Source organism: Mucilaginibacter sp. GW822-FHT03E02 (genome assembly GCF_058801545.1).
Window position 1 is genome coordinate 1,936,722 of the sequence record NZ_JBXANJ010000001.1, and the last position, 25,052, is coordinate 1,961,773.

Consider the following 25,052-nt stretch of genomic DNA (forward strand, 5'->3'; position numbering starts at 1 on the left):
CAACCCGATAATTGACCGTAATTATATAAAACCAATTATATGAAAGCGCATCGCCTCTTAGTTTTTTTATTTGCCTGCTTTATGATAGCCGCCTGTAAAGATGATAAAATTACACCTCAGCAATTACAGGGAACATACAAAGGTTCATTCAGGAGCTTAAATACAGCATCCATAACCGATAGATCGGGCTTGCTTGGCGGTACTGCCGAAGTTGTTATCAGCGGTAATAATTACCAGGGTGGTTGCACTGCAGCGCAACTAAGCAAGGGTAGTTATGCAATAGCAGGTAATGAAATAACTTTTACCGATAGCCTTGCCCATACCGCTAATTTTAACTGGAGTTTGCTGTTAAACGGCACATTTAAACAAAGCACCAAAGGCGATAGCCTGGTATGGACGAAAACCCTGGGTACCTACAATTTTATTTACACTCTTAAAAAACAATAACCTTAGCTGCGTTATTGATTTCTATTTTAATTTAATTTAATGTTAAGCAATCTTGCAGAAGACACAATTATGCGTCTGTAGCAACTCGAAATGACGTAGTAGCAGGACACCAGTTAATAGCAATAAAGCCCGGCTGAATTTCTTCAACCGGGCTCTGCTATATATTAAACGAAACTTGATATTATTTCTCGTCTTTTACTTCTTCAAAGTCAACGTCAGTTACGGTGTCGCCATGATCTTGTGCGCCTGCGTTAGCTTCCGGCTGAGGCTGACCACCATCTGCAGCTCCTTTGTACATCTCTTCAGATGCGGTTGCCCATGCAGCGTTCAGTTCAGTTTGAGCGGCTTCAATAGCATCAAAGTTTTTAGCAGCGTAAGCTTCTTTTAACTTAGCTAAACCAGCTTCGATAGGAGCTTTTTTATCAGCGCCAATTTTATCACCGTATTCTTTCAGTTGTTTTTCTGTCGAGAAGATCAGGGCATCAGCACCATTCAGTTTTTCAACTTCTTCACGTGCTTTTTTGTCGGCATCAGCATTAGCTTCAGCTTCATCCTTCATCTTTTTAATCTCGGCATCAGTTAAACCCGAAGAAGCTTCGATACGGATTTTTTGCTCTTTTCCTGTTGCTTTATCTTTTGCAGATACATGCAATATACCGTTGGCATCAATATCAAATGTTACTTCGATTTGAGGCACACCGCGAGGTGCTGGTGGAATACCATCCAGGTGGAAACGGCCTATAGTACGGTTACCCGCAGCCATTGGGCGCTCACCCTGTAATATGTGAATCTCAACAGATGGCTGGCTATCGCTGGCAGTTGAGAAAGTTTCAGATTTTTTAGTAGGGATAGTTGTGTTCGACTCAATTAATTTGGTCATTACACCACCCATGGTTTCGATACCTAATGAAAGCGGGGTAACATCTAACAACAACACATCCTTAACTTCGCCTGTTAATACACCACCTTGAATAGCAGCACCGATAGCTACAACCTCATCAGGGTTAACACCTTTTGAAGGAGTTTTGCCAAAGAATTTCTGAACAGCTTCCTGAATAGCAGGGATACGGGTTGAACCGCCTACCAGGATAACTTCGTCGATATCTGAGGTGCTGTAACCTGCATTTTTCAATGCTGTTTTGCAAGGCTCAATTGTACGTTTAATCAGGCTATCTGCCAGTTGCTCAAATTTAGCACGGGTTAAAGTTTTAACCAGGTGTTTAGGCATACCATCGGCAGCGGTAATGTATGGCAAGTTAATTTCTGTTTGTGCAGAACTTGACAACTCAATTTTAGCTTTTTCGGCCGATTCCTTTAAACGTTGCAAAGCCATTGGATCTTTACGCAGATCAATACCTTCGTCGCTTTTAAACTCGTCAGCTAACCAGTCAATAATTACCTGGTCAAAGTCATCACCACCTAAGTGCGTATCACCATCGGTTGATTTTACTTCAAATACGCCATCACCTAATTCAAGGATTGATACGTCATGCGTACCACCACCGCAGTCAAATACCGCAATTTTCATATCCTTGTGTGCTTTATCAAAGCCATAAGCCAGGGCAGCAGCAGTAGGTTCGTTAATAATACGGCGAACTTTTAAACCGGCAATTTCACCGGCTTCTTTAGTTGCCTGGCGTTGTGCATCATTAAAGTAAGCAGGTACAGTAATAACGGCTTCAGTAACTTCAGTTCCTAAAAAGTCTTCGGCAGTTTTCTTCATTTTCTGAAGAATCATGGCCGAAATCTCTTGCGGAGTGTATTTACGGTCGCCAATTTCAACACGTGGGGTGTTATTATCACCTTTAACCACTTTGTAAGGTACGCGTGCAGCCTCGTTAGTAACCTCGTTAAACTGGTTACCCATAAAGCGTTTGATAGACGAAATGGTTTTTGTAGGGTTAGTGATTGCCTGACGTTTAGCCGGATCACCAACTTTACGCTCGCCGTTATCAATAAAAGCTACAACGGATGGCGTAGTACGTTTTCCCTCGCTATTTGCTATAACTACAGGTTCGTTACCTTCCATTACAGACACGCAGGAGTTTGTTGTTCCTAAGTCGATTCCAATTATTTTAGACATATGATTGTTTTTTCTTGATTTTATTAATTTACTACAACTCCTATTTATCAACGTTTGTGCCAAACGCGTTTGGCAGGGCATATGGTCAGGATGACAATTATTGCGTCAGAAAAGTCATAAACTGTGGTGACAGGTTGGCAGAAATCGCTTCGTTGGAGGAGAAAGGAGAAAGGTAAAAGGCGAATGGTGGTAAGTGAATAACATTTGAATGTATAAACAATCCCTCATCATTCAACCAACAAGGGCGTTGCCTGCGGCCGGGTCATCCGCTCCGCACACACGGCCTTAGGCTCGGGCCGGTATCCGCTACTACCCCTAACGCAAATTCTGCGTCGCCAACAACGTTTCCATTATTAGTTATTTACAAACCAAATTCCCATCTTTATCCCAACAAACAAGACGCCTCTGTTACTCACAAATCAAATCAGGCTAATCATCACGCCTGGAATTGCATAGCAAAAGCTTTGCCCGCAAAGCTTAACCTTCACTTCAAAAAAGAGAACCGGTTTACTATTGTTATTTAATTCCTAAACAAATCAAATGTTTTTTTTAGAATCTAAACGGTTAAAACTGATACCGTTAACACATCAGCAGCTTTTATTGCTGAGGCAGAATCGTGCGCTGATGGAAATTTCCATGGGACTGACACCTTCTTTTATGCTGGTTGATCCATTTTATTATGCCGAAATCATTGATGCATTGGACAACTTCTGGCTACCCAATACCCTCACCTACCCCGATAAATACCTATGGTATACCGATTGGGAACTGGTACACAAAAGCACAAACACATCCATTGGCGGCATGGGCTTTGCCGGCTATCCAAATGATAATGGCGAAGCCGAGATAGGCTACATGATTGATGGCAACCAGCACAACAAGGGCTTCGCTACAGAGGCCATACAGGCGATGATTAAATGGGCATTTACGCATCCGTTTGTAAAAGCCATTATTGTGCATACTTATGCCGATAACCTGCCATCGCGCAGGCTAATGGATAAGTGTGGCTTTGAGCAGGTGGAGGAGATAGAAGGATTGCTGACATATAGATTGAATAGAAAACCTCCTATCTGGTAATTCTGTCAATCCTGTTCAATCCAGAAAATCGTGTCAAAATAAAACGCCCAGTTCATTCAAGCTGGGCGTTTATTAATACCGAAACAAATTAATTTGATTTTATTTTTGAACCATTTTATTAAACTCTTCTATGGAGATAACTACATCTTCCCTGATAATCTTCCTCAATAAGCCTTTAGGTATTGAATCATTTTTATGAACCAGAATAGTGGTTATACGCCCATCCGGGTGTTTCATTCTATGATGTGACCCTTTAACACGAATAACAATAAACCCAAGTTTTTCTAACAAAGCAACAAACTCTTTGCCACTTAACACCGGTAATTTATCGCTCATGCCGAAATAGGCACACTTATTTCAATCTCCCGAACGCCGATAAATTGATTTGTGCTTTCCGTTTCCTGTTCTTCCATACACAACTCAATTACTTCTCTAAGATTGTCCAAAGCTTCGTCTATAGTGGCTCCGTAAGAGTGACAACCTTTAAACGTAGGGCACGAAACTATATATACGCCGTCCTCATCTATTTCTACAACGATCGGGAAGTGATACTTTTTCATTTTATTCGCTTTGTTCAAATTTATCAATAAATCTTTAAAGCAAAAAACGCCCTGCTCAAATGAACAGGGCGTTTTTATATCTAAAAGAAAAGAATAATTATTCTCCTTTTTCTTCAGTTTCCGGAGCGTCGGCTGCAGGAGCTTCAGCAACTGGTGCTTCTTTAGCTTCTTCAACAACTACTGCTTCTTCAGCTGCAACGGGTGCTGCTGTTTTAGCTTTTGCTGAACCACCACGACGACGTGTTGATTTTTTAGCCGTTGCTGCAGTATCAACACCATAAACAGTGTTATAATCTACTAACTCGATGATCGCCATTTCGGCGTTGTCACCTAAACGGTTTTCTAACTTGATGATACGGGTGTAACCACCTGGGCGGTTAGCAATCTTCTCAGCAATCTCGCGGAAAAGGATAGTTGTAGCATCTTTATCTTGCAGGTAGCTAAACACTGTACGACGAGAGTGAGTAGTATCGCTTTTTGATTTAGTTAAAAGTGGTTCGATATAACCGCGCAAAACTTTTGCTTTAGCTAATGTTGTAGTAATACGCTTGTGTAGGATAAGCGAAGTTGCCATGTTTGACAGCATCGCCTTGCGATGGCTGGTAGTACGGCCTAAGTGATTGTTTTTGTTTCCGTGTCTCATTGTTTTAAATTATTTCACGTGCATACCGTCCGGCGATTTACTCAAGCCTTCGGAATTATGCCTTCGCTATTTGTGTATTAGATTTGAGATGTGAGATGTGAGATATGAGACAAAAGCTCAACAGTCAATTCCTTATCCCATTTATTGTTAAATAAAAAATGTTAGATTTTAAGAGCGAGACAAGTCTCAAATCTCAAATCTAACATCTCCTATCTTATTCCTCGTCTAACTTAAATTTAGACAGGTTCATACCAAAAGATAAGCCTTTTGATTTAACCAGGTCCTGGATTTCAGTCAGTGATTTTTTACCAAAGTTTCTGAACTTTAACATATCAGCAACATCGTACGATACTAAATCAGCCAGGCTGCGGATATCTGCAGCTTTAAGGCAATTTAATGCACGTACAGATAGGTCAAGATCAACCAATTCGGTTTTAAGGATCTTGCGCATGTGCAAAATTTCCTCGTCAACTTCTTTAGTTTCTTCTTTAGCCTGTGCTTCTAACATCATGTTTTCATCGCTGAACAACATAAAGTGCTGGATAAGGATCTTTGCAGCTTCCTTCAAAGCATCTTCAGGGTGAACAGAGCCATCAGTAGCAATATCCAATACTAATTTTTCGTAGTCGGTTTTTTGCTCAACACGATAGTTTTCGATGGTATATTTAACGTTCTTTATCGGCGTATAGATAGAGTCGATAGCGATAACGCCAACATTTGCATCAGGGTTTTTGTTCTCTTCACTCGGAACGTAACCACGGCCTTTACCAACAGTAAGCTCAATTTCAAGCGTTACCGATGAGTCCATGTTACATAAAACCAGATCAGGATTTAATACTGTAAAGTTGTTAGAGAATTTGGTTATATCTCCGGCTTTAAAAGCATCCTGGCCATTTATAATAACAAATATTTTCTCGCTGTCGCCAGATTCACCAGTCTTTTTAAAACGAACCTGTTTAAGGTTCAAGATGATCTCGGTTACGTCTTCAACAACACCTTTGATGGTTGAAAACTCATGCGTTACTCCCGAAAAACGTACTGAAGTAATTGCATAACCTTCGAGTGATGAAAGTAAGATACGACGCAGAGCATTACCAATGGTTACACCAAAACCTGGTTCTAACGGACGAAATTCAAACGTACCATCAAAATCATTTGCTTTTTGCATGATAACCTTGTCTGGTTTTTGAAATGCTAAAATTGCCATTTATATCCTTTATTTATTGTTTACTTGATTATAGATTTGAGATGTGAGATTTGAGATGTGAGATTTTATCTCACGTTGCTCTGAAATGCTCTGTCTAAACCTTCTTACTTATTTTCCTATTGTATATGTATGAAACCAGAAAAGAGATTTGAAAAAAAATCTCAAATCTCATATCTTATGTCTCATATCTTATTTAGAATACAACTCGACGATTAGGTTCTCCTTAATGTTTTCAGGAATTTCATCGCGGTTAGGATAGTTAAGGAATGTGCCTGTTAATTCATTTGCATCCCAAGCCAACCAGCTGTATTTGTTGATTCTTCTACCTGCTACTGATGTAGTAATAGCTTCTAATGTTTTAGATTTTTCACGTACAGAGATAACGTCACCAGCTTTTAATGCGTATGATGCGATGTTTACAACAGCACCGTTAACATTAATGTGCTTGTGGTTAACCAACTGACGGGCGCCTGAACGTGTAGGTGATATACCTAAACGATAAACAGCGTTATCTAAACGGGCTTCTAAGAATTTCAGCAAGTTTTCACCTGTGATACCTTCTTTAGCCGAAGCGCGGTGAAACAAGTTCTCGAACTGACGCTCCAATACACCGTAAGTGTATTTAACTTTTTGTTTCTCCATTAACTGAGTTGAATACTCAGATTGTTTTCCACGACGTTTTGAAGCGCCATGCATTCCCGGTGGATAGTTTTTACGTTCTAACGCTTTATCCGGACCGAAGATCGGCTCACGGAAACGACGTGCAATTTTGGACTTAGGTCCTGTATATCTGGCCATTTTGTGTATTTTTAAAGTATCTTACAGCCTGTAGCTGTAGAATCTTAGCTTTAAAATCTGTTAATTAAACTCTTCTTCTTTTAGACGGACGGCAACCATTGTGTGGAAGCGGCGTAATGTCTTTGATAGTGGTAACTTCGATACCTGCAGTTTGCAAAGTACGGATAGCCGACTCACGACCAGCACCAGGGCCTTTTACAAACACCTCTACTTTGCGCAAACCAAAGTCATAAGCAACTTTACCGCAATCGGCAGCAGCCTGACCGGCAGCATAAGGGGTGTTCTTTTTTGAACCTTTGAAACCCATTTTACCTGCAGATGACCATGAAATAGCCTGTCCGGTTTTGTTGGTAAGGGTAATGATGATGTTGTTAAAAGTAGCATTGATGTGTGCTTCGCCAACCGGCTCAACAATCACAATGCGCTTTTTGGTAACTTTTTTACTTTTAGCCATTTTTTTAATTATTGAATTAATGAATTACTGGATTATAGAATAACCCTGACCCACTAATCGTGATTATAATTTTTATTCCTGGTAAGCTTAAAGTATATAACTACCCGCCGCTAACCAATCGTTATTTACTACTTAGTAGCTTTCTTTTTGTTAGCAACTGTTTTACGTTTTCCTTTACGGGTACGTGAGTTGTTTTTAGTACGCTGACCACGTAATGGTAAACCTTTACGGTGACGTGTACCACGGTAGCAACCAATGTCCATCAAACGTTTAATGTTCAATTGCACTTCTGAACGAAGTGAACCTTCCACTTTAATCTGATCGTTGATGATTCCACGGATTGAGGCTAACTGCTCATCGGTCCAGTCCTGTACTTTTGTATTAAAATCGATACCTGCCTCAGTCAAAATCTTTTGAGCTGTTGAGCGGCCTATACCGAAAATGTAAGTAAGTCCGATTTCTCCTCTTTTATTCTTTGGTAAATCAATACCTGATATCCTTGCCATATTTTATCTTAATTTATTGAGTTATCGAATCATTGAATTATCGAATACTACTAATCAGTAATTCAACATTCTCCAATTCAAAATTGTTCTTAGCCCTGGCGTTGTTTGTACTTAGGATTCTTCTTGTTAATAACGTAAAGTTTCCCGTTACGGCGAATGATTTTGCAATCTGCGCTGCGTTTTTTAATGGATGCTCTAACTTTCATCTCTTTTTTATTTATATCTATAGGTTATTCTACCCTTACTCAAATCGTATGGACTCATTTCTAATTTCACTCTGTCGCCAGGTAAAATTTTGATGTAGTGCATACGCATCTTGCCGGAAATATGGGCTATAATCTCATGACCGTTCTCCAGCTCAACCCTGAACATTGCATTTGACAATGCCTCTCTAATTGTACCGTCTTGTTCGATCGAAGATTGTTTAGCCATATTTTGTTGATTTTTACTTAATTATCCGCCCTAAAACCGGGATGCAAAATTAATAAAAATTATTTAATTATTATTCTTTTCTTTTAAAACATTATCAACATACTCAAACGTTGATAAAATGTCGGGTTTTCCTTTACCTATAGCAACAGTATGCTCATAATGAGCAGATGCTTTTTTATCTACAGTTGATACGGTCCATCCATCATCCCAAAATTTAACACCGGCGCGACCGGCATTTATCATTGGTTCTATGGCAATTACCATCCCCTCTTCAAGCTTAATACCCGATCCACGTTTACCGTAGTTAGGCACTTCAGGTTTTTCGTGAAGTTTAACCCCCACCCCATGCCCTACAAGCTCTTTAACAACTCCAAAGCCATTCTTCTCGGCGTGTTCCTGTATCGCGTAGCCTATATCGCCTATCCGCATGCCTACAACAGCTTTAGCAACACCCAGGTCCAAACACTCTTTGGTTACCCGCATGAGCTTTTTTACTGTGTCGCTTACTTCGCCAATAGCAAAAGTATAAGCCGAGTCGCCTACAAAACCGTTTAATATAGCACCGCAATCAACAGAAACTAAATCACCTTCTACCAGTACATGTTTTCCGGGGAAACCATGCACTACCTGGTCATTTAATGATATGCAGAGGGAGTAGGGAAACCCGCCGTAGTTTAAAAAAGCGGGGATACCGCCGTTATCACGTATAAAGGTTTCAGCAAGTCTGTCGAGTTCGATAGTGGTAACACCCGGGCCTATTACTTTAGCAACCTCTGCATGTGTTCTTGACACCAGCAGCGCGCTTTCCCGGATCAACTCTATTTCCTCGGCAGACTTGTAAATTATTTTCGACATTCCTTATTAGATCGCTGTCGGACTTGTTCCGGCAGCAGCAGGCATTGCTGTACGTCCTTTAATCCGTCCGGTTTTCATTAAACCATCATAATGGCGCATCAACAGGTGGCTTTCTATCTGTTGCAATGTATCCAACACAACACCCACCAGGATGATTAACGATGTACCACCAAAAAATCTTGCGAAGATTGGAGATACACCAACTAAACTGGCAAGCGCCGGTATAATTGCTATAATAGCCAGGAAAATAGATCCGGGTAAGGTAATTTTTGATATTACGCCATCTATATAATCGGCAGTTGATTTACCTGGTTTAACACCGGGAATAAACCCGCCGTTCTTTTTCATATCATCAGCCATTTGGTTAGGGTTAACCGTAATAGCTGTGTAGAAGTAAGTAAACAGGATAATTAACACGCCAAACAGCGTATTGTGCTGCCATGAATTATAATTTGACAACGCAATTAGTATACCGTTTGATGAAATGTTTGGCATAAACTGTTGTACGGTTTGCGGTATAAACATTAATGCCTGCGCAAATATGATAGGCATTACACCCGCAGCATTTACCTTTAAAGGTATATACTGGCGCACACCGCCATATTGTTTATTACCTACTATACGCTTAGCGTACTGCACCGCAATTTTACGGGTGCCCTGTACAATAAGGATAGTAAACATTACCACCCCAATTAAGCCTACAATTTCAACAATGAATGTAATTAAACCACCTGTACCGCTGGTACGTGAGGTAAATTCTGTTAAAAATGCACCTGGTAATTGGGCTATAATACCAACCATGATGATAAGCGATATACCGTTACCAATACCTTTATCTGTAATTTTCTCGCCCAGCCACATTACAAATAATGTACCTGCCGTTAAAACAAACATGTTAAGCACAGTAAAGAATGGGTTACTGATCAGCATAGCCTCAGGAGAGATCTGCGATTTTAAATAACCTATAGCCTGTAAAGCCGTAATACCTATGGTTAGGTAACGGGTCCACTGGTTAAGTTTATTACGGCCGCTTTCGCCCTCTTTTTGTAATTTGGTGAAATAAGGCACCGCGATACCCAATAATTGCACCACAATTGAAGCCGAAATATAAGGCATTACGCCCAATGCAAAAATAGAGGCATGTGAAAACGAGCCTCCCGAAAACATATTCAGCAATCCTACTAATCCTTCTGCTTTTTGGTTAGCTACTGACGCAGGATTAACCCCCGGTAGTACCACAAAGGAACCTACACGATATATTACAAGAAATAAGAGTGTGTTTATAATACGCACTCTTAAATCTTCTATTTTCCAGATATTGGATAATGTGGTGAAAAATTTCTTCATCCTAAAATTATAGCTTAACTATGGTACCACCAGCTGCTTCAATAGCTTTTTGAGCTGTAGCAGTAAATGCATGTGCCTTAACTTCTAATTTGGCAGTCAATTCGCCACGGCCCAGGATTTTAACCAGGTCGTTACGAGATACCAAACCATGTAATTTCAAGGTATCAAAATCAACAACATCAAGTGTGTATTTTGTTACTAATTCTTGCAATACATCAAGGTTAACACCAGTATACTCTACACGGTTAGGGTTTTTAAATCCAACCTTAGGCACACGGCGTTGTAAAGGCATCTGACCGCCTTCAAAACCTACCTTGGTGCTTGTGCCTGAACGTGAACCAGCACCTTTATGGCCACGGGTTGACGTACCGCCACGGCCAGAACCTGTACCACGGCCAATTCTTTTCCTATTTTTAGTAGAACCTTCTGCAGGTTTTAAATTACTTAAATTCATGATATTAAATATTTTCTACTGCTACCAGGTGGTTAACTTTTCTAACCATACCAATTATAGCTGCAGTTGCCTCAACTTCCACACTGTGGTTAATTTTACGCAAGCCTAATGCTTCTACGGTCCTTTTTTGGCGCTCACTTCTGTCGATCACGCTCTTAATCTGAGTTATTTTGATTTTGGCCATGACTGATTATCCGTTAAATACTTTACCTAAACTAACGCCACGTTGTTGAGCTACAGTATGGGCATCACGTAATTGTGATAACGCAGATACGGTTGCTTTAACCACGTTGTGCGGATTTGATGAACCTTTTGATTTTGCTAACACGTTGTGGATACCTGCAGACTCTAACACTGCACGCATTGCACCACCCGCGATAACACCGGTACCGTTTGCTGCTGGTTTCAGGAATACAAAACCGCCGCTGAATTTACCAATTTGCTCGTGAGGTATGGTGTTGTTGATAATAGGAACTTTTACCAGGTTCTTTTTAGCATCATCAATACCTTTTGCAATGGCTTCGGTAACCTCTTTTGCTTTGCCTAATCCGTAACCTACAACACCGTTTTCATCACCTACTACCACGATGGCAGAAAAGCTGAAAGTACGGCCACCTTTGGTTACTTTGGCAACACGCTGTATGCTTACCAAGCGGTCTTTTAATTCGATCTCGCTTGTTTTTACTCTTTTTATGTTGATTGTTGACATTTCTCTGTTCGATTAAAAGTTTAAACCACCTTCACGTGCACCTTCGGCCAGTGACTTAACACGACCATGGTACAAATAACCGTTCCTGTCGAAAACCACATCTTTAATACCTGCTGCGATAGCTTTCTGCGCTACCAGTTTGCCTACGGCTACTGATTGATCAGATTTTGTGCCATCAGCTGCAACGAAATCTTTTGATAAAGATGATGCTGATACGATAGTTTTACCGGTTAAATCGTCAATGATCTGCGCGTAAATACCTTTATTGCTCCTAAATACTGACAGGCGAGGACGCTCTGTTGATCCTGAAAGGCGTTTTCTGATACCTTTTTTAATCCTGTCTCTTCTTGATAATTTAGCTCCCATGACGATTATTTTTTAGATGCTGATTTACCTGCTTTTCTTCTCAATATCTCGCCTACAAACTTAATACCTTTACCTTTGTAAGGCTCTGGAGTACGTAACGAACGTATTTTTGCAGCTACCTGGCCAATTAACTGTTTGTCAATTGATTCAAGTATGATAGTTGGGTTTTTACCTTTATCAGCAGTGGTTGTAACTTTAATTTCTGTTGGCAATTCAAATACATAGTGGTGAGAGTAACCCAACACTAAATCTAATGTATTACCGGTATTGGTGGCACGGTAACCTACACCAACCAACTCCTGTTGTATTTTGTAACCTTCGGTTACGCCTACTACCATGTTGTTGATAAGCGCACGGTATAAACCATGTAATGCTTTGTGACGTTTTTGATCAGACGGGCGTTGAACCACTAACTGACCATCTTCCTGTGCAATGGTGATATCGCTATCAACCGCTTGCTGCAATTGACCTTTAGGGCCCTTTACGGTAACAACATTATCTGCTGATACGGTAACGGTTACTCCTGCTGGCATTGCTATCGGTGCTTTTCCTACTCTTGACATTGCTTAATTTCTCCTATTAATAAACGTAGCATAAAACTTCGCCACCTACATTTTGCTGACGGGCTTCTTTATCAGACATTACGCCTTTAGAAGTTGACAGGATGGCGATACCTAAACCATTTAATACTCTTGGCATTTTATCCATGCCTGCGTATTTCCTCAAACCTGGTTTACTGATGCGCGTAATGCTACGGATAGCAGAAATTTTAGTTATCGGGTGGTATTTTAAAGCAACTTTAATGCTGCCTTGCGGACCATTTTCCTCAAACTTGTAATTGGCAATGTAACCTTTGTCGAAAAGCACCTTAGTGATTTCCTTTTTCAGATTTGATGCAGGAATTTCAACAACCCTATGGTTGGCTTTAATAGCATTCCTTACTCTTGTAAGATAATCTGCGATTGGATCTGTATTCATTTTATTGGGTTATGATAGTGGTTTCCTTCCCGTAACATCCGGGGCGACCTTCCATCGGTTAATTCATTTTGTATTTCGTATTTGGGATGTTCGATTTCGGATTTACCTTGCCAAACTCCCATTTCCGATTTAACACAAAATATCAAATTCCGAAATTGAAATTCCGAAATCCGATATTCTATTTTTTGCTTACCAGCTTGCTTTCTTTACTCCCGGGATTTTGCCATCAAGAGCCATTTCACGGAATGTTACGCGTGAAATACCAAACTGACGCATATAACCACGTGGGCGACCGGTTAATTTACAACGGTTGTGTAATTTTACCGGAGATGATGCCTTAGGTAATTTATCTAAACCAACGTAATCGCCGGCTTCTTTAAGGGCTGCTCTTTTCTCTGCGTATTTAGCAACCAATTTAGCGCGCTTTACTTCACGAGCTTTTACACCTTCTTTAGCCATTGCTATTTTGATTTTTAAATGGTAATCCAAATTGTTTCAACAACTCCAATGCTTCAACATCGTTTGTTGCGGAGGTTACAAAGGTAATATCCATACCTTGGATTTTATTGATTTTATCAATATTTATCTCAGGGAATATAATTTGCTCTGTAATACCTAAAGTATAGTTACCTCTGCCGTCAAAACCTTTGTCGTTGATGCCTTTAAAGTCACGGATACGTGGCAGGGCAACAGCGATTAAACGATCTAAAAACTCATACATTGTGTTGTCACGCAAGGTAACACGTACGCCAACCGGCATATTTTTACGCAATTTAAAGTTCGAGATATCTTTTTTAGATTTTGAAGATACTGCCTGCTGGCCAGTGATGGTTGTTAACTCGGTGATGGTGTTCTCGATAAGTTTTTTATCGGTAGTAGCACCGCCAACACCCTGGTTAATGGCAATTTTCTCCAGTTTAGGAACCTGCATTACGCTTTTGTACTGAAATTTATCTTTCAGTGCAGTACGAATTTCGTCCTTGTATTTTGTTTTTAATCTTGGTATGTAAGTCATTACTTAATTTCCTCCCCTGATTTTTTTGCTACCCTTACTAATTTGCCGGCATCGTTCAATTTACGGCCAACACGGGTTGTATTACCTGATTTAGGGTCAACCAGCATTAGGTTTGAAATATGTATAGCAGCTTCTTGTTTAACAATTCCGCCGTTAGGGTTAGCAGCATTAGGTTTGGTATGTTTTGATACCATATTGGCACCTTCAACAACAGCCCTGTTTTTTGCTATTATCACCTCAACTACTTTACCTTGCGATCCTTTTGAATCGCCGGCTATAACTTTTACCAGGTCGCCTTTGCGAATTTTCAGTTTGCCTGGTGTTGCAACTTTTTTCTTTTCCATGATTACAATACCTCCGGTGCTAATGATACAATTTTCATAAATTGTTTCTCACGCAGTTCTCTTGCAACAGGGCCAAAGATACGTGTGCCTCTTGGCTCATCCTGGTTATTTAACAAAACAGCTGCGTTATCGTCGAAACGGATGTATGAACCATCTTTTCTGCGGATCTCTTTTTTGGTGCGTACTACTACGGCCTTTGATACAGTACCTTTTTTTACGTTACCTGAAGGTAAAGCGCTTTTTACGGTTACTACTATCTTATCGCCTATAGATGCATACCTTTTGCCGGTACCACCTAACACGCGGATCACTAAAACTTCTTTAGCGCCACTGTTATCGGCTACGTTTAATCTTGATTCCTGTTGTACCATCTTATTTAGCCCTTTCTAAAATTTGAACTAATCTCCAGTTTTTGCTCTTGCTCAGCGGGCGGGTTTCCATAATCAATACGGTATCGCCAATGCCACAAGTGTTGGTCTCATCATGAGCCATAAATTTTGTGGTTTTTTTCACGAATTTACCGTAGATAGGGTGTTTCACTTTACGCTCAACAGCCACTACAATAGATTTTTCCATCTTATTGCTAACCACCAGGCCGGTACGTGTTTTTCTTAAATTTCTTTCCATTTTTCTGAATGCTTAAAAAATTAATTCTTTTCAGAAGCCGACGCCGCTTTGCGTTTTGTTAATTCAGTATTTAACTGAGCAATTCCCTTGCGTACCTTTGTTATACGGGATGGATTCTCGATAGCCGACACTGCGTGAGCAAATTTCAATTTGGTAAGGGTTGACCTTTCCTCGCCGATTTTTGCTACCAGTTCTTCTGTAGATAGTCCCAAAATTTCTGAGTTCTTCATCTTCTTGTGTTATTTGTTGTAATAGTAGAAAGTTTCAACGTTGTATTGTTTTGGTTTGATGGTTGAAAGTTCGGCATCTAACTTTACAACTTGTGAAAACTTTACAACTTTTCAACTCTTCCAATTTATGCTTCTACGTAATCCCTACGTACAATAAATCTTGTTTGTACCGGAAGTTTTTGTGCTGCAAGGCGCAAAGCCTCTTTAGCAACTTCCATAGGCACACCTTCGGCCTCAAAAATGATCCTTCCGGGGCGTACTACCGCTACCCAGTACTCAGGAGCACCTTTACCTTTACCCATACGTACCTCTGCTGGTTTCTTGGTTACAGGCTTGTCAGGGAAAATCCTGATCCACACCTGGCCTTCACGTTTCATAAAACGTGTTACAGCAATACGTGCAGCCTCGATCTGGCGGCTGGTAATCCATGCCGCTTCGAGTGATTTTACACCGAAAGATCCGAATGAAAGTTCAGCACCACGAGTGGCTAAACCTTTCATCCTGCCTTTTTGCATCTTTCTGAACTTCGTTCTTTTTGGCTGTAGCATTTTCTTAAGTATTGAGATATGAGATTTGAGATTTAAGATCAATGATCTGTGTATCCCTTTTATCTTCTATCTTGTTATTTTTTGCTTTATCGCAGTTTTGGTAAGAGAAGAGGATACTATCTCATATCTCACATCTCATATCTATTATCTGTTATTAATTATCTCTTTCCTGGGCCACCTGGACGGTTACCGCCACCTTGACCACCTGGACGGCTGCCACCTGGACCACCCGGACGGCTGTTACCACCACCACGAGGACCACCTTGACCACCTGCTCCAGGACCGCCTCTGCGATCGCCACCACCTGGTTTCCTGTCATTTCTGCGTTCGCCACCACGTTCGCCACCGCGAGCGTTATCACGACCACCGAATGCCGGAGCACCATCTGGCCTGCCACCTTTACCGCTTGCGCTGCTTGCACCACCAATGTTTGGTGATAAATCGCGTTTGCCGTAAACTTCGCCTTTACAGATCCATACTTTAACACCTATTTTACCATAGGTAGTTAATGCTTCTGCTAATGCGTAGTCAATATCAGCACGGAAAGTGTGCAAAGGAATTCTTCCTTCTTTATATTGTTCGCTACGTGCCATCTCAGCGCCACCTAAACGGCCTGATGTCATGATCTTAATACCTTCAGCACCCATTCTCATGGTTGAAGCGATAGTAGTTTTCATGGCACGACGGAAAGAGATACGTGCTTCTAATTGTTTTGCAATACCTTCTGCCACTAATTGTGCATCAAGCTCGGGGCGTTTAATTTCGAAGATGTTGATCTGAACTTCCTTTTTGGTAAGTTTTTTCAACTCTTCTTTAATCTTATCAACTTCGGCACCACCTTTACCAATCACAATACCCGGACGGGCAGTGTGGATAGTTACAGTGATGCGTTTTAATGTGCGTTCGATAACCACTTTTGATACACCACCTTTAGCGATACGTGCTGAAAGGTATTTGCGGATTTTTTCGTCTTCAACTAATTTGTCGGCATAATGATTGCCACCGAACCAATTAGAATCCCAACCTCTGATGATTCCTAATCTGTTACCTATTGGATGTGCTTTCTGTCCCATTTCAAATTAATTGTTTTCGTTTTTACTATCCACAACCAGTGTTACATGGTTTGAGCGTTTACGGATACGGTATCCCCTTCCTTGCGGAGCAGGGCGTAACCTTTTTAGCTGACGGCCACCGCCTACTGAGATTTCTTTAATAAACAAGCCATGATCTTCGGCTTTTTTACCTTCGTTTTTTGCTTCCCAGTTAGTAATTGCCGATACTAATAATTTCTCTACACGGATGGCAGCTTCTTTATTAGTAAACTTTAAGATACTTAAAGCTGAAAATACATTTTTACCACGAACCAGGTCAACTACCAAACGCATCTTGCGTGGTGAAGTTGGGCAGTCCTGTAACTTGGCAACTGCAGGGCCGCCAACGATGGCTTTAGCCGCTTTTTTTTGCTGCTCTACTCGTACAGACTTTTTAATTTTTGTTGTTGCTTCCATTGCCTGTTATTTTTTCTTCTCTGCGTGACCGCGGAATGTACGGGTTGGAGCAAATTCTCCCAACTTGTGACCAACCATGTTTTCTGTTACATACACCGGGATAAACTTGTTACCATTGTGTACTGCGAATGTGTGACCAACGAAATCAGGAGAGATCATGGAACGACGTGACCATGTTTTTACAACTGATTTTTTGCTTGATTCATTCAAGGTCAGAACTTTTCTTTCCAGGTTATGATCAATATAAGGTCCTTTTTTAATTGAACGTGCCATTATTTTTTCCTTCTTTCAATGATATAACGATCCGACCCTTTTTTCTTATCACGAGTTTTGTAGCCTTTAGCTAACAAACCTTTACGTGAACGTGGATGACCACCTGAGGCTCTACCCTCACCACCACCCATAGGGTGATCTACCGGGTTCATGGCAACACCACGAACGCGCGGCCTGCGGCCTAACCAACGTTTGCGGCCTGCTTTACCTAACACCGCGTTTGCTCTTTCGCCATTTGAAACGGTACCGATAGTTGCCAAACAAGTTGACAATATCATACGTGTTTCGCCTGAAGGCAATTTGATGATGGCATATTTACCATCGCGCGCCGAAAGCTGGGCATAAGTACCTGCGCTGCGGGCAATAACACCGCCCTGGCCTGGGTTTAACTCAATGTTGTGGATGATAGAACCTAACGGGATGTTCTTCAAAGGCATGGTGTTACCAACCTCTGGAGTAGCTGTCTCGCCGGCTACAACTACCGTTCCAACTGTTAAGCCTTCCGGAGCTATCATGTATCGTTTTTCACCATCAACAAAATGTAACAGTGCTATACGTGCCGAACGGTTAGGATCGTACTCAATAGTTGCAACTTTTGCCGGGATATCAAACTTGTTACGTTTAAAATCAATTAACCTGTATGCTTGTTTATGACCACCACCCATGTAGCGCATAGTCATTTTACCGGTGTTGTTACGACCGCCCGATCTGGTGTTGGCTGCTTCAACCAACGATTTTTCAGGAACGTTTGTTGTGATATCTGAGTTAGATACATCAACTCTGAAGCGGGTACCCGGTGTAACCGGTTTAAATCTCTTTACTGCCATCTCTATAATTATATATTGCTGTAAAAATCAATTGTTTGCCCGTCATTTAACGTAATGATCGCTTTTTTATACGTAGCAGCACGGCCAGATACGGCGCCTGCCTTAGTATTGCGAGTTTTAAGTTTTCCGACGTATTTCATGGTGTTTACCGCCTTAACGTTAACACCGTACATTGCCTCAATGGCGCCTTTAATCTGAATTTTGTTTGCTCTGTGATCAACTTTGAAAGCATAACGGTTAAGTTTCTCGGTTAATTGAGTTACTTTTTCAGTAAGTAGGGGTTTCTTTAAAATTTCCATAATTACTTAGCTAATGCTTCCTCCAAAGTTTTTACAGCGCCTGTAGTTAATAACAGTTTACCAGCGTTTAACACATCATAAGTGTTTAGCTGCTCAACCGAAATTACTTTCGTTTTCTTCAGGTTTCTGCTTGATAAATACACATTGTTATTTTCGGCGCCTGCTACTACTAATAATGTTTTGTCATTAGTAACATTCAGGTCGGCCTCCATTTTAATGTAGTTTTTAGTTTTGATGCTATCAAAATTAAAATCTTCCAATACTAAAATGTTGTTATCCTTTGCTTTGTATGATAAAGCCGATTTACGGGCCAGTGATTTTAACTTCTTGTTTAACTTGAAGCTATAATCGCGGGGCTGCGGACCGAAAACGCGACCACCACCATTAAATAATGGAGATTTAACGCTACCTGCACGGGCACCACCTGTACCTTTTTGTTTATATAATTTGCGGGTTGAACCTGCAATCTCGTTACGCTGTTTTGCTTTGTGTGTACCCTGACGTTGGTTAGCTAAAAATTGCTTAACATCAAGATAGATCGCGTGATCGTTTGGCTCAATACCGAATACCGACTCAGGAAGCTGCACCTTGGCACCTGTTTCTTTACCTGATACGTTTAATACGTTTACTTCCATCTTATTTATCCACTATTACGAATGAACCCTTAGCTCCGGGGATGGAACCTTTAACAACCAACAGGTTTTGCTCAGCGTAAACCTTAATCACTTGTAAGTTCTGTGCTTTAACACGAACGTTACCGGTTTGACCTGCCATGCGCATGCCTTTAAATACACGCGACGGCCATGATGACGCACCCAAAGATCCTGGCGCACGTAAACGATTATGCTGACCGTGAGTTTGCATACCCACACCACCAAAACCGTGACGTTTTACCACACCCTGAAATCCTTTACCTTTTGAAGTACCAACTACATCAACAAAATCTCCCGCAGCAAAAATATCAACAGTGATTGTATCACCTAATGATTTTTCGTCCTCGAAAGTTTTGAATTCAACAAGCTTACGCTTTGGAGTTGTACCGGCTTTTTGGAAGTGTCCTTTTAACGGACCAGAAGTGTTTTTTTCCTTTTTGTCGCCATATGCCAGCTGTACAGCAGCATATCCGTCTGTATCAACAGACTTAACTTGTGTTACCACGCAAGGGCCAGCTTCGATTACGGTGCAAGGAATATTCTTCCCTGTTTCGTCGAAAATGCTGGTCATTCCTACTTTTTTACCAATAATTCCTGACATTTCTTTAATTTATTTGTGTCCATCGAAGCAGTAGGGCTTCGTTCAAGACATATTATTCCCCCCGAAAGGGACGGCAAAGATAGAAACTTTACAGTAATAATCAAATAGTTAGTGAGTTATTTTTTTATAAATTTTATGTAGTTGTTTTAACGGAAGGTTTCGGGGTATTTAGTTGGAGGTTAAGCGATTTAATTGGAGTGTTACTTCCATCTCCGAAACACCAATGCAGGGCGCAGGAAAATGACCATTTAACTGACGGCGTAAAATTTCATGAGCCTGATTTTTTGTTAGGGAATTTCTCCCCAGCGGGGGAAAAGCTTTGTAGTAAAAAACCCGGGAGGAAGCTCCGTGCCAGAGGTACGGAACCTTAGGTGGCGTACCTCTGGCACGCAAAAACGTTAATCCATTTATGCTACAAAGCTTTTGCTCCTCTGGAGCATCCTGTCAATTGCTTAACTTAAAGCGATTTCCCTATTGGCAAAATAAGTTCTATTGCTATCCCCATTTTCTTTCCCTATATTCATCCATCTAACAATTAAGCAGTTAAACACGATGAAACAATTTGCTCAAACGCTTTCTATCATCTTTATCACCACCCTATTATTTGCCTGCAAGCAAAAACCCACAGAAAAAACTACCGTAGCACATGACCGGATGGGTAAAGCCACTCGCGAAGACAAAAACGGATGGATTTACGTGCACCTGGCGGGTTCGCCGGCCGATATCGGCTACCAGCATGGCTACCTCCTCTCAAAAGAAATTGACACCTTAATAAAGGTGATGCAATATTACCTGCCTAATACCAGCAAAAAAGACTGGGCATTTTACCGTAAGGCATCAGCCCGGTTTATGTGGAATAAGATTGGCAAAGAATACCAGGACGAGATTCGTGGTATTACCGAAGGCCTACAGGCCAAAGGGATGAAATATGATACCCTGGATATTACCGCGCTTAACGCCAACATTGAACTGGCCCAATATTATGTGCCTGGCTTGATGAACAAAGTAAAACCTGGCAGCGGCGATAATAAAGCACCCGGTAATTGCAGCGCCTTTATAGCTACAGGAAAATATACCAAAGACGGTAAAATAGTGATAGGCCATAATAACTGGACAGATTATATTGTGGGCGAACGCTGGAATGTGATTGCCGATATCATCCCCGAAAAAGGCAACCATATACTGATGGATACCGCGCCGGGCTTTATCCATAGCGGCGATGATTTTGTAGAAACCAGCAGCGGCATTGTAATAACCGAAACTACCATCACCGGTTTTAAAGGTTTTGATACCACCCGTACTCCCGAGTTTGTACGCGCCCGCAAAGCGGCCCAGTACAGTAATAGTATTGATGATGTGATAAAAATAATGACTACCGATAACAACGGAGGCTACGCTAACGACTGGCTTATTGGCGATACCAAAACCAACGAAGTGGCCAAACTGGAGCTGGGCCTTAAAACCATGAAAGTATGGCGATCAAAAGATACCGCCATGATAGGCTCAAACTTCCCGGCCGACCCGAACCTGATTAAACAGGAAACAACATTTAATGTAAATGATAAAACCAACTCGCCCAACGCACGTAAGCTGAGGATGGAAAAACTGGTTTGCATTAATTACAAGGGCAAACTTGATGCCGATAACGGGAAAACAATTGAAGGCGATACCTTTGATGCACTCAACAATAAAACCGCGCTAAACCGTTGCGTTATTGATGGCCATATTGATAAGGATCCTAAAGGCTGCCCGGAGTGGAGCGAAGGCCCCTACTACCCTATGGGCGCCGTGCAAGGCAAGGTTGCCACTGCCGATATGGTTAGCAAACTCCAACTGTGGGCACATATGGGCCACCCAAGCGGCGATGATTTCCTGGCAGCCCCCTTCCTGAAACAACACCCTGAATATAATTACCAGGCCAAATATTTACGGGATATGAAAGCCTATCCCTGGACGTTGTTTGCGGCAAAGTAAATCAGCATTTGTGGAATTGAAAATGACTGAATACAAAAAAGCCTTGCAGGGTTGAAACTTTGCAAGGCTTTTTGTTTTAAATATGGTAATGGTATCGGCATTGCAAAATATGCAACCGCCCGTCTTTAACTTTATAAATCAAACGGTGTTCGTCGGTTATCCTGCGGCTCCAGCAGCCTGCAAAATTTCCTTTTAAGGGTTCGGGTTTACCAATGCCCTTAAATGGCGAACGTAAACATTCTTTAATGAGCGCATTAATTCGCTCCAATACCTTTCTATCGGCTTGTTGCCAATATAAATAATCATCCCATCCCTGGGTTTGCCAAACCAATTCCAAGTTAATCCTCTATTAATTTGTGCTGATAAAAGGCCCCGCTATCCATTTCGTCAATAGCATCCTGCAAACGCTTCCTGTTAGCCTCGCTTTTAACAATATGTAAGGTTTCGGTCATGGCATTATATTCGTCCAAACCAATCACCACAACGTTTTTCCCTTTGCTGCGCGATACAATAACAACTTCGGCATCGTCATTCACTTTATCCAAATTCCGGGCAAGGTTTTTCCGAAACTCTGTATAATTTAAAACCTCCATAGCTTAAGTACTTAATTGAGTACAAATTTAAGTATTTTAAATTGAATTTACCAGCCATTTACATTACCGCAATAGCATGGGGAGTTAATTTAATAAATAAATAGTACTATGTTATAAATAGTACTATATAATATCATATATTTGTTTGTACCAAATCGAATGAATATGAAGAAGCCTTTTGTAACCTTGCTGTTTTGCGCCGGTTTAGCTACCCTTGGCGCTTTTAACCAGGTATTTGCCCAGGAAAAGTCTGCAAACCCAATCGCAACTACTTACCAGGAAACGCCGGCTAAGATCAATGACCTGGTACATACCAAACTGTCGGTAAGCTTCGATTATAAAAAACGTTACCTATACGGCAAGGAGTGGCTTACGTTAAAACCTCACTTTTATCCCACTGATACCTTAAGGCTGGATGCCAAAGGCATGGACCTGAAAAACATTGCTGTTGTAAAAAATGGTAAAAACTATCCTCTTAAATTTATTTACGACAGCCTTACCGTTGCCATTAAATTAGATAAGGTTTATCATAACAACGAAAGCTACACGCTATATATTGATTACACAGCCAAGCCCAACGAATTAAAAACCTCGCGTAAACACGGGAAAGGCCTGTACTTTATTAACCCCGATGGAACAGAAAAAAATAAGCCAACCCAGGTCTGGACAGAAGGCGAACCGGAAAGTTCATCGGCCTGGTTCCCTACCATTGATAAACCCAATCAAAAAACTACGGCCGAGATTGTCATGACGGTTCCGGCCAAATATGTCACTTTATCAAATGGCAGGTTGGCATCACAAAAAGTCAACGCCGACAAAACCCGCACCGATACCTGGAAAATGGAACTGCCCAATGCGCCTTACCTGTTTATGATGGCCGTGGGCGATTTCGCGATTTACAAAGACAGTTGGCACGGCAAAGAGGTAAGCTACTATGTTGAGCCCAAGTACGCGCCTTACGCAAAAGATATATTTGGGTTTACGCCGGATGCCATGAGCTTTTTTTCGAAAATTACCGGAGTGGATTATCCCTGGAATAAATACGCGCAAATTACCGTGCGTGACTATGTAAGCGGAGCTATGGAAAACACAACGGCAATGGTGACCGGCGAAGGCACCCAGGCCACCAGGCGCGAGCTGGTTGACAGGATTCATAACGATTTTGGCAGCATCCATGAATTGTTTCACCAATGGTTTGGCGATTATGTAACTACCGAAAGCTGGAGCAACCTCACCCTCAATGAATCGTTTGCAGACCTGGGCGAGATACTCTGGGCCGAACACCGCTACGGCCAGGATGCCGCCGACGAACATATCCAGGAAGGTTTACAGGGCTACCTGGGCAGCCCGCAAAATGCCACAAAAAACCTGGTGCGTTTTTATTATCACGATAGCCAGGATGTATTTGATGGCGTTACCTACCAAAAAGGTGGCCGCATACTGAATATGCTGCGCCATTATTTAGGGAATGATGCTTTTTACAAAGGACTGAATATTTACCTGACAACAAACGCATTTAAAAATGCCGAAGCCCAACAACTCCGGCTGGCTATGGAGGAAGCCAGTGGCCTTGACCTGAATTGGTTTTTTAACCAATGGTATTACGGCGCCGGGCACCCCGAACTAAACATTAGCTATAATTGGGATGAAAGCAGTAAAAAGCAAACCTTATACCTGCAACAAACCCAAAGCGGGCAAGTTTTCACACTGCCTTTTGCGGTAGATATTTACGTAGCTGGCAAAAAAGAACGTCACCAGGTTTGGATGCGCGGTAAGGCCGATACCTTAACTTTCACCCTGCCGTCGAAACCCGACCTGGTAAACGTTGATGGCGACAAGTTGCTGCTTGCAAAAAAAAACGACCATAAAACACTGGAAGAGTATGCATTTCAATACGAGCAGGCACCTTTATATCTTGATCGTTACGAGGCTATTGAAGCAGCAACATCGGCACAAAAAACGCCGTTAGGCCAAAGGATATTAATCGGTGCTTTAAAAGACAAATACTTTGGTTTACGCCTGAAGGCCCTGCGTGCTTTAAACATGGACAACGACACCATCCGCACCGCGGCGTACCCATTCATTGCTGACATTGCCCAAAAAGACGACAACCCGTTGGCACAGGCACAAGCCATTGTGCTTTTGGGGAAATATAGAAAACCCACCGACCTTGAACTGTTAAAGCAGGCATTAAAAAGCCAGTCGTACGCCGTACAGGGTGCCGCTTTGTGGGCGATAAACCAGGTAAACCCCACCGAGGCTATGACGTTGGCACCACTGTATGAAAAAGATAATGAAGGAGATTTAACCAACGCCCTGTTCACCGTTTATACAGCAAATGCCGGGGACGACAAATGGGATTATATATTCACATTTTATATGAGCCGTTTCCAGGAATCACGGTATAAGCTTACCGACAAATTTGCTGCTTACATAGGCCGGATAAAAAAACAGGAACATGTACTGCAAGGTATCACCGAGATAAAAAAATTGGGCGTTGAGTTTAAAAAGTACGTTGGGCCTCAAATTATAGCCGTATTAACCAAGTTAAAAACACAAAGGGCCGGGTTAAACGATACTTCCTTGGCAAGCGCAATTGACGATGCTATTGACGGGATTAATAAGGCAAAGTAATTGGTTACAC

General features: G+C 41.5%; 38 protein-coding genes. 4 read left to right on the forward strand and 34 right to left on the reverse strand.

Annotated elements, in window-relative coordinates; all coding sequences use genetic code 11:
- Positions 1-39 precede the first annotated feature (39 nt).
- Positions 40-447 carry a hypothetical protein gene (locus AC1RM2_RS08095; protein WP_492984507.1) on the forward strand — a complete coding sequence of 136 codons (408 nt, stop codon included), beginning with the start codon at positions 40-42 and terminating at the stop codon, positions 445-447.
- Between the two features lie 181 nt (positions 448-628).
- Here the strand turns inward: AC1RM2_RS08095 and dnaK are convergent, their stop codons facing one another.
- Complete coding sequence (gene dnaK, locus AC1RM2_RS08100) at positions 629-2,530, reverse strand: molecular chaperone DnaK (protein ID WP_492984509.1); 1,902 nt, start codon at positions 2,528-2,530, stop codon at positions 629-631.
- A gap of 540 nt (positions 2,531-3,070) precedes the next feature.
- Here dnaK and AC1RM2_RS08105 point away from each other — a divergent pair.
- Positions 3,071-3,607, forward strand: coding sequence for a GNAT family N-acetyltransferase (locus AC1RM2_RS08105; protein ID WP_492984510.1), 537 nt, complete (start codon positions 3,071-3,073; stop codon positions 3,605-3,607).
- A 99-nt stretch (positions 3,608-3,706) separates the two neighbouring features.
- Here AC1RM2_RS08105 and AC1RM2_RS08110 read toward each other — a convergent pair whose 3' ends face one another.
- The 31 genes from AC1RM2_RS08110 to rplC all read right to left on the reverse strand — a co-directional run bounded on the left by AC1RM2_RS08110 (position 3,707) and on the right by rplC (position 19,841).
- Positions 3,707-3,943, reverse strand: a complete 237-nt coding sequence (locus tag AC1RM2_RS08110; RefSeq protein WP_492984511.1) for a type II toxin-antitoxin system HicA family toxin — start codon at positions 3,941-3,943, stop codon at positions 3,707-3,709.
- Complete coding sequence (locus AC1RM2_RS08115; protein WP_492984513.1) at positions 3,940-4,167, reverse strand: type II toxin-antitoxin system HicB family antitoxin; 228 nt, start codon at positions 4,165-4,167, stop codon at positions 3,940-3,942. The genes AC1RM2_RS08110 and AC1RM2_RS08115 overlap by 4 nt, the downstream gene beginning before the upstream one ends.
- Before the next feature lie 97 nt (positions 4,168-4,264).
- On the reverse strand, positions 4,265-4,810 hold the full coding sequence (rplQ, locus tag AC1RM2_RS08120; RefSeq protein ID WP_090643470.1) for a 50S ribosomal protein L17: 546 nt from the start codon (positions 4,808-4,810) through the stop codon (positions 4,265-4,267).
- Positions 4,811-5,024: 214 nt separating this feature from the next.
- On the reverse strand, positions 5,025-6,017 hold the full coding sequence (locus AC1RM2_RS08125) for a DNA-directed RNA polymerase subunit alpha (protein WP_090643464.1): 993 nt from the start codon (positions 6,015-6,017) through the stop codon (positions 5,025-5,027).
- A 189-nt stretch (positions 6,018-6,206) separates the two neighbouring features.
- A complete protein-coding gene (rpsD, locus tag AC1RM2_RS08130; protein WP_477359167.1) occupies positions 6,207-6,815 on the reverse strand; it encodes a 30S ribosomal protein S4 in 609 nt (202 codons plus the stop codon).
- Between the two features lie 64 nt (positions 6,816-6,879).
- Positions 6,880-7,269 (reverse strand): 30S ribosomal protein S11, encoded by a 390-nt coding sequence (gene rpsK, locus AC1RM2_RS08135; RefSeq protein ID WP_090643458.1) that lies wholly within the window; start codon positions 7,267-7,269, stop codon positions 6,880-6,882.
- Positions 7,270-7,397: 128 nt separating this feature from the next.
- Complete coding sequence (gene rpsM / locus AC1RM2_RS08140) at positions 7,398-7,775, reverse strand: 30S ribosomal protein S13 (protein WP_090643454.1); 378 nt, start codon at positions 7,773-7,775, stop codon at positions 7,398-7,400.
- Between the two features lie 89 nt (positions 7,776-7,864).
- Entirely contained in the window at positions 7,865-7,981 is a 117-nt protein-coding gene (rpmJ, locus tag AC1RM2_RS08145) for a 50S ribosomal protein L36 (protein WP_074487407.1), read from the reverse strand.
- Between the two features lie 7 nt (positions 7,982-7,988).
- Complete coding sequence (gene infA / locus AC1RM2_RS08150; RefSeq protein ID WP_090643449.1) at positions 7,989-8,207, reverse strand: translation initiation factor IF-1; 219 nt, start codon at positions 8,205-8,207, stop codon at positions 7,989-7,991.
- Positions 8,208-8,270: 63 nt separating this feature from the next.
- A complete protein-coding gene (gene map, locus AC1RM2_RS08155) occupies positions 8,271-9,062 on the reverse strand; it encodes a type I methionyl aminopeptidase (RefSeq protein ID WP_477359164.1) in 792 nt (263 codons plus the stop codon).
- A gap of 6 nt (positions 9,063-9,068) precedes the next feature.
- On the reverse strand, positions 9,069-10,409 hold the full coding sequence (gene secY, locus AC1RM2_RS08160; protein WP_492984516.1) for a preprotein translocase subunit SecY: 1,341 nt from the start codon (positions 10,407-10,409) through the stop codon (positions 9,069-9,071).
- A 7-nt stretch (positions 10,410-10,416) separates the two neighbouring features.
- Complete coding sequence (gene rplO / locus AC1RM2_RS08165; protein ID WP_477359161.1) at positions 10,417-10,863, reverse strand: 50S ribosomal protein L15; 447 nt, start codon at positions 10,861-10,863, stop codon at positions 10,417-10,419.
- Positions 10,864-10,867: 4 nt separating this feature from the next.
- Complete coding sequence (gene rpmD, locus AC1RM2_RS08170) at positions 10,868-11,047, reverse strand: 50S ribosomal protein L30 (protein WP_147052922.1); 180 nt, start codon at positions 11,045-11,047, stop codon at positions 10,868-10,870.
- Between the two features lie 6 nt (positions 11,048-11,053).
- The gene (gene rpsE / locus AC1RM2_RS08175; RefSeq protein WP_090643427.1) at positions 11,054-11,572 is read right to left on the reverse strand and encodes a 30S ribosomal protein S5; all 519 of its coding nucleotides are present in this window, start codon (positions 11,570-11,572) and stop codon (positions 11,054-11,056) included.
- 12 nt (positions 11,573-11,584) lie between these two features.
- Complete coding sequence (gene rplR / locus AC1RM2_RS08180) at positions 11,585-11,938, reverse strand: 50S ribosomal protein L18 (protein WP_259097369.1); 354 nt, start codon at positions 11,936-11,938, stop codon at positions 11,585-11,587.
- 5 nt (positions 11,939-11,943) lie between these two features.
- The gene (gene rplF / locus AC1RM2_RS08185; protein WP_492984517.1) at positions 11,944-12,501 is read right to left on the reverse strand and encodes a 50S ribosomal protein L6; all 558 of its coding nucleotides are present in this window, start codon (positions 12,499-12,501) and stop codon (positions 11,944-11,946) included.
- Positions 12,502-12,517: 16 nt separating this feature from the next.
- Positions 12,518-12,916: a 30S ribosomal protein S8 gene (gene rpsH / locus AC1RM2_RS08190; protein WP_492984518.1), complete on the reverse strand. Its 399-nt coding sequence runs from the start codon at positions 12,914-12,916 to the stop codon at positions 12,518-12,520.
- 189 nt (positions 12,917-13,105) lie between these two features.
- Positions 13,106-13,375 carry a 30S ribosomal protein S14 gene (gene rpsN, locus AC1RM2_RS08195; protein WP_090643411.1) on the reverse strand — a complete coding sequence of 90 codons (270 nt, stop codon included), beginning with the start codon at positions 13,373-13,375 and terminating at the stop codon, positions 13,106-13,108.
- Positions 13,368-13,931: a 50S ribosomal protein L5 gene (rplE, locus tag AC1RM2_RS08200; RefSeq protein ID WP_091149795.1), complete on the reverse strand. Its 564-nt coding sequence runs from the start codon at positions 13,929-13,931 to the stop codon at positions 13,368-13,370. The genes rpsN and rplE overlap by 8 nt, the downstream gene beginning before the upstream one ends.
- The gene (rplX, locus tag AC1RM2_RS08205; RefSeq protein ID WP_090643403.1) at positions 13,931-14,275 is read right to left on the reverse strand and encodes a 50S ribosomal protein L24; all 345 of its coding nucleotides are present in this window, start codon (positions 14,273-14,275) and stop codon (positions 13,931-13,933) included. Before rplX ends, rplE begins: the two co-directional genes overlap by 1 nt.
- Positions 14,276-14,277: 2 nt before the next feature.
- On the reverse strand, positions 14,278-14,646 hold the full coding sequence (gene rplN, locus AC1RM2_RS08210) for a 50S ribosomal protein L14 (RefSeq protein WP_073405786.1): 369 nt from the start codon (positions 14,644-14,646) through the stop codon (positions 14,278-14,280).
- A gap of 1 nt (position 14,647) precedes the next feature.
- Positions 14,648-14,902, reverse strand: coding sequence for a 30S ribosomal protein S17 (gene rpsQ / locus AC1RM2_RS08215; protein WP_008506277.1), 255 nt, complete (start codon positions 14,900-14,902; stop codon positions 14,648-14,650).
- Between the two features lie 20 nt (positions 14,903-14,922).
- Positions 14,923-15,132, reverse strand: coding sequence for a 50S ribosomal protein L29 (gene rpmC, locus AC1RM2_RS08220; protein ID WP_090643399.1), 210 nt, complete (start codon positions 15,130-15,132; stop codon positions 14,923-14,925).
- A 125-nt stretch (positions 15,133-15,257) separates the two neighbouring features.
- Complete coding sequence (rplP, locus tag AC1RM2_RS08225) at positions 15,258-15,680, reverse strand: 50S ribosomal protein L16 (RefSeq protein WP_090643396.1); 423 nt, start codon at positions 15,678-15,680, stop codon at positions 15,258-15,260.
- A 158-nt stretch (positions 15,681-15,838) separates the two neighbouring features.
- Positions 15,839-16,753: a 30S ribosomal protein S3 gene (gene rpsC / locus AC1RM2_RS08230; RefSeq protein ID WP_477389145.1), complete on the reverse strand. Its 915-nt coding sequence runs from the start codon at positions 16,751-16,753 to the stop codon at positions 15,839-15,841.
- Positions 16,754-16,759: 6 nt separating this feature from the next.
- A complete protein-coding gene (gene rplV, locus AC1RM2_RS08235; protein ID WP_337993755.1) occupies positions 16,760-17,188 on the reverse strand; it encodes a 50S ribosomal protein L22 in 429 nt (142 codons plus the stop codon).
- Positions 17,189-17,194: 6 nt separating this feature from the next.
- The gene (gene rpsS, locus AC1RM2_RS08240) at positions 17,195-17,461 is read right to left on the reverse strand and encodes a 30S ribosomal protein S19 (protein ID WP_076377419.1); all 267 of its coding nucleotides are present in this window, start codon (positions 17,459-17,461) and stop codon (positions 17,195-17,197) included.
- Complete coding sequence (gene rplB, locus AC1RM2_RS08245; protein WP_477359143.1) at positions 17,461-18,288, reverse strand: 50S ribosomal protein L2; 828 nt, start codon at positions 18,286-18,288, stop codon at positions 17,461-17,463. Before rplB ends, rpsS begins: the two co-directional genes overlap by 1 nt.
- Positions 18,289-18,296: 8 nt before the next feature.
- Positions 18,297-18,587 (reverse strand): 50S ribosomal protein L23, encoded by a 291-nt coding sequence (gene rplW / locus AC1RM2_RS08250; protein WP_090643376.1) that lies wholly within the window; start codon positions 18,585-18,587, stop codon positions 18,297-18,299.
- A gap of 2 nt (positions 18,588-18,589) precedes the next feature.
- Entirely contained in the window at positions 18,590-19,222 is a 633-nt protein-coding gene (rplD, locus tag AC1RM2_RS08255; RefSeq protein WP_147052926.1) for a 50S ribosomal protein L4, read from the reverse strand.
- Between the two features lies 1 nt (position 19,223).
- A complete protein-coding gene (rplC, locus tag AC1RM2_RS08260) occupies positions 19,224-19,841 on the reverse strand; it encodes a 50S ribosomal protein L3 (protein ID WP_147052927.1) in 618 nt (205 codons plus the stop codon).
- A 552-nt stretch (positions 19,842-20,393) separates the two neighbouring features.
- On the opposite strand from rplC, the gene AC1RM2_RS08265 reads away from it, so the two are divergent.
- Entirely contained in the window at positions 20,394-21,815 is a 1,422-nt protein-coding gene (locus AC1RM2_RS08265; RefSeq protein WP_492984522.1) for a C45 family autoproteolytic acyltransferase/hydrolase, read from the forward strand.
- Between the two features lie 76 nt (positions 21,816-21,891).
- Here the strand turns inward: AC1RM2_RS08265 and AC1RM2_RS08270 are convergent, their stop codons facing one another.
- Together AC1RM2_RS08270 and AC1RM2_RS08275 are read right to left on the reverse strand one after the other, a co-directional pair.
- Positions 21,892-22,152: a Txe/YoeB family addiction module toxin gene (locus tag AC1RM2_RS08270; protein WP_492984524.1), complete on the reverse strand. Its 261-nt coding sequence runs from the start codon at positions 22,150-22,152 to the stop codon at positions 21,892-21,894.
- Position 22,153: 1 nt separating this feature from the next.
- Entirely contained in the window at positions 22,154-22,408 is a 255-nt protein-coding gene (locus tag AC1RM2_RS08275) for a type II toxin-antitoxin system Phd/YefM family antitoxin (protein ID WP_492984525.1), read from the reverse strand.
- Positions 22,409-22,573: 165 nt separating this feature from the next.
- Between AC1RM2_RS08275 and AC1RM2_RS08280 the strand changes: the two genes are divergently transcribed.
- Positions 22,574-25,042 (forward strand): M1 family aminopeptidase, encoded by a 2,469-nt coding sequence (locus AC1RM2_RS08280; protein ID WP_492984526.1) that lies wholly within the window; start codon positions 22,574-22,576, stop codon positions 25,040-25,042.
- Positions 25,043-25,052: the final 10 nt, after the last annotated feature.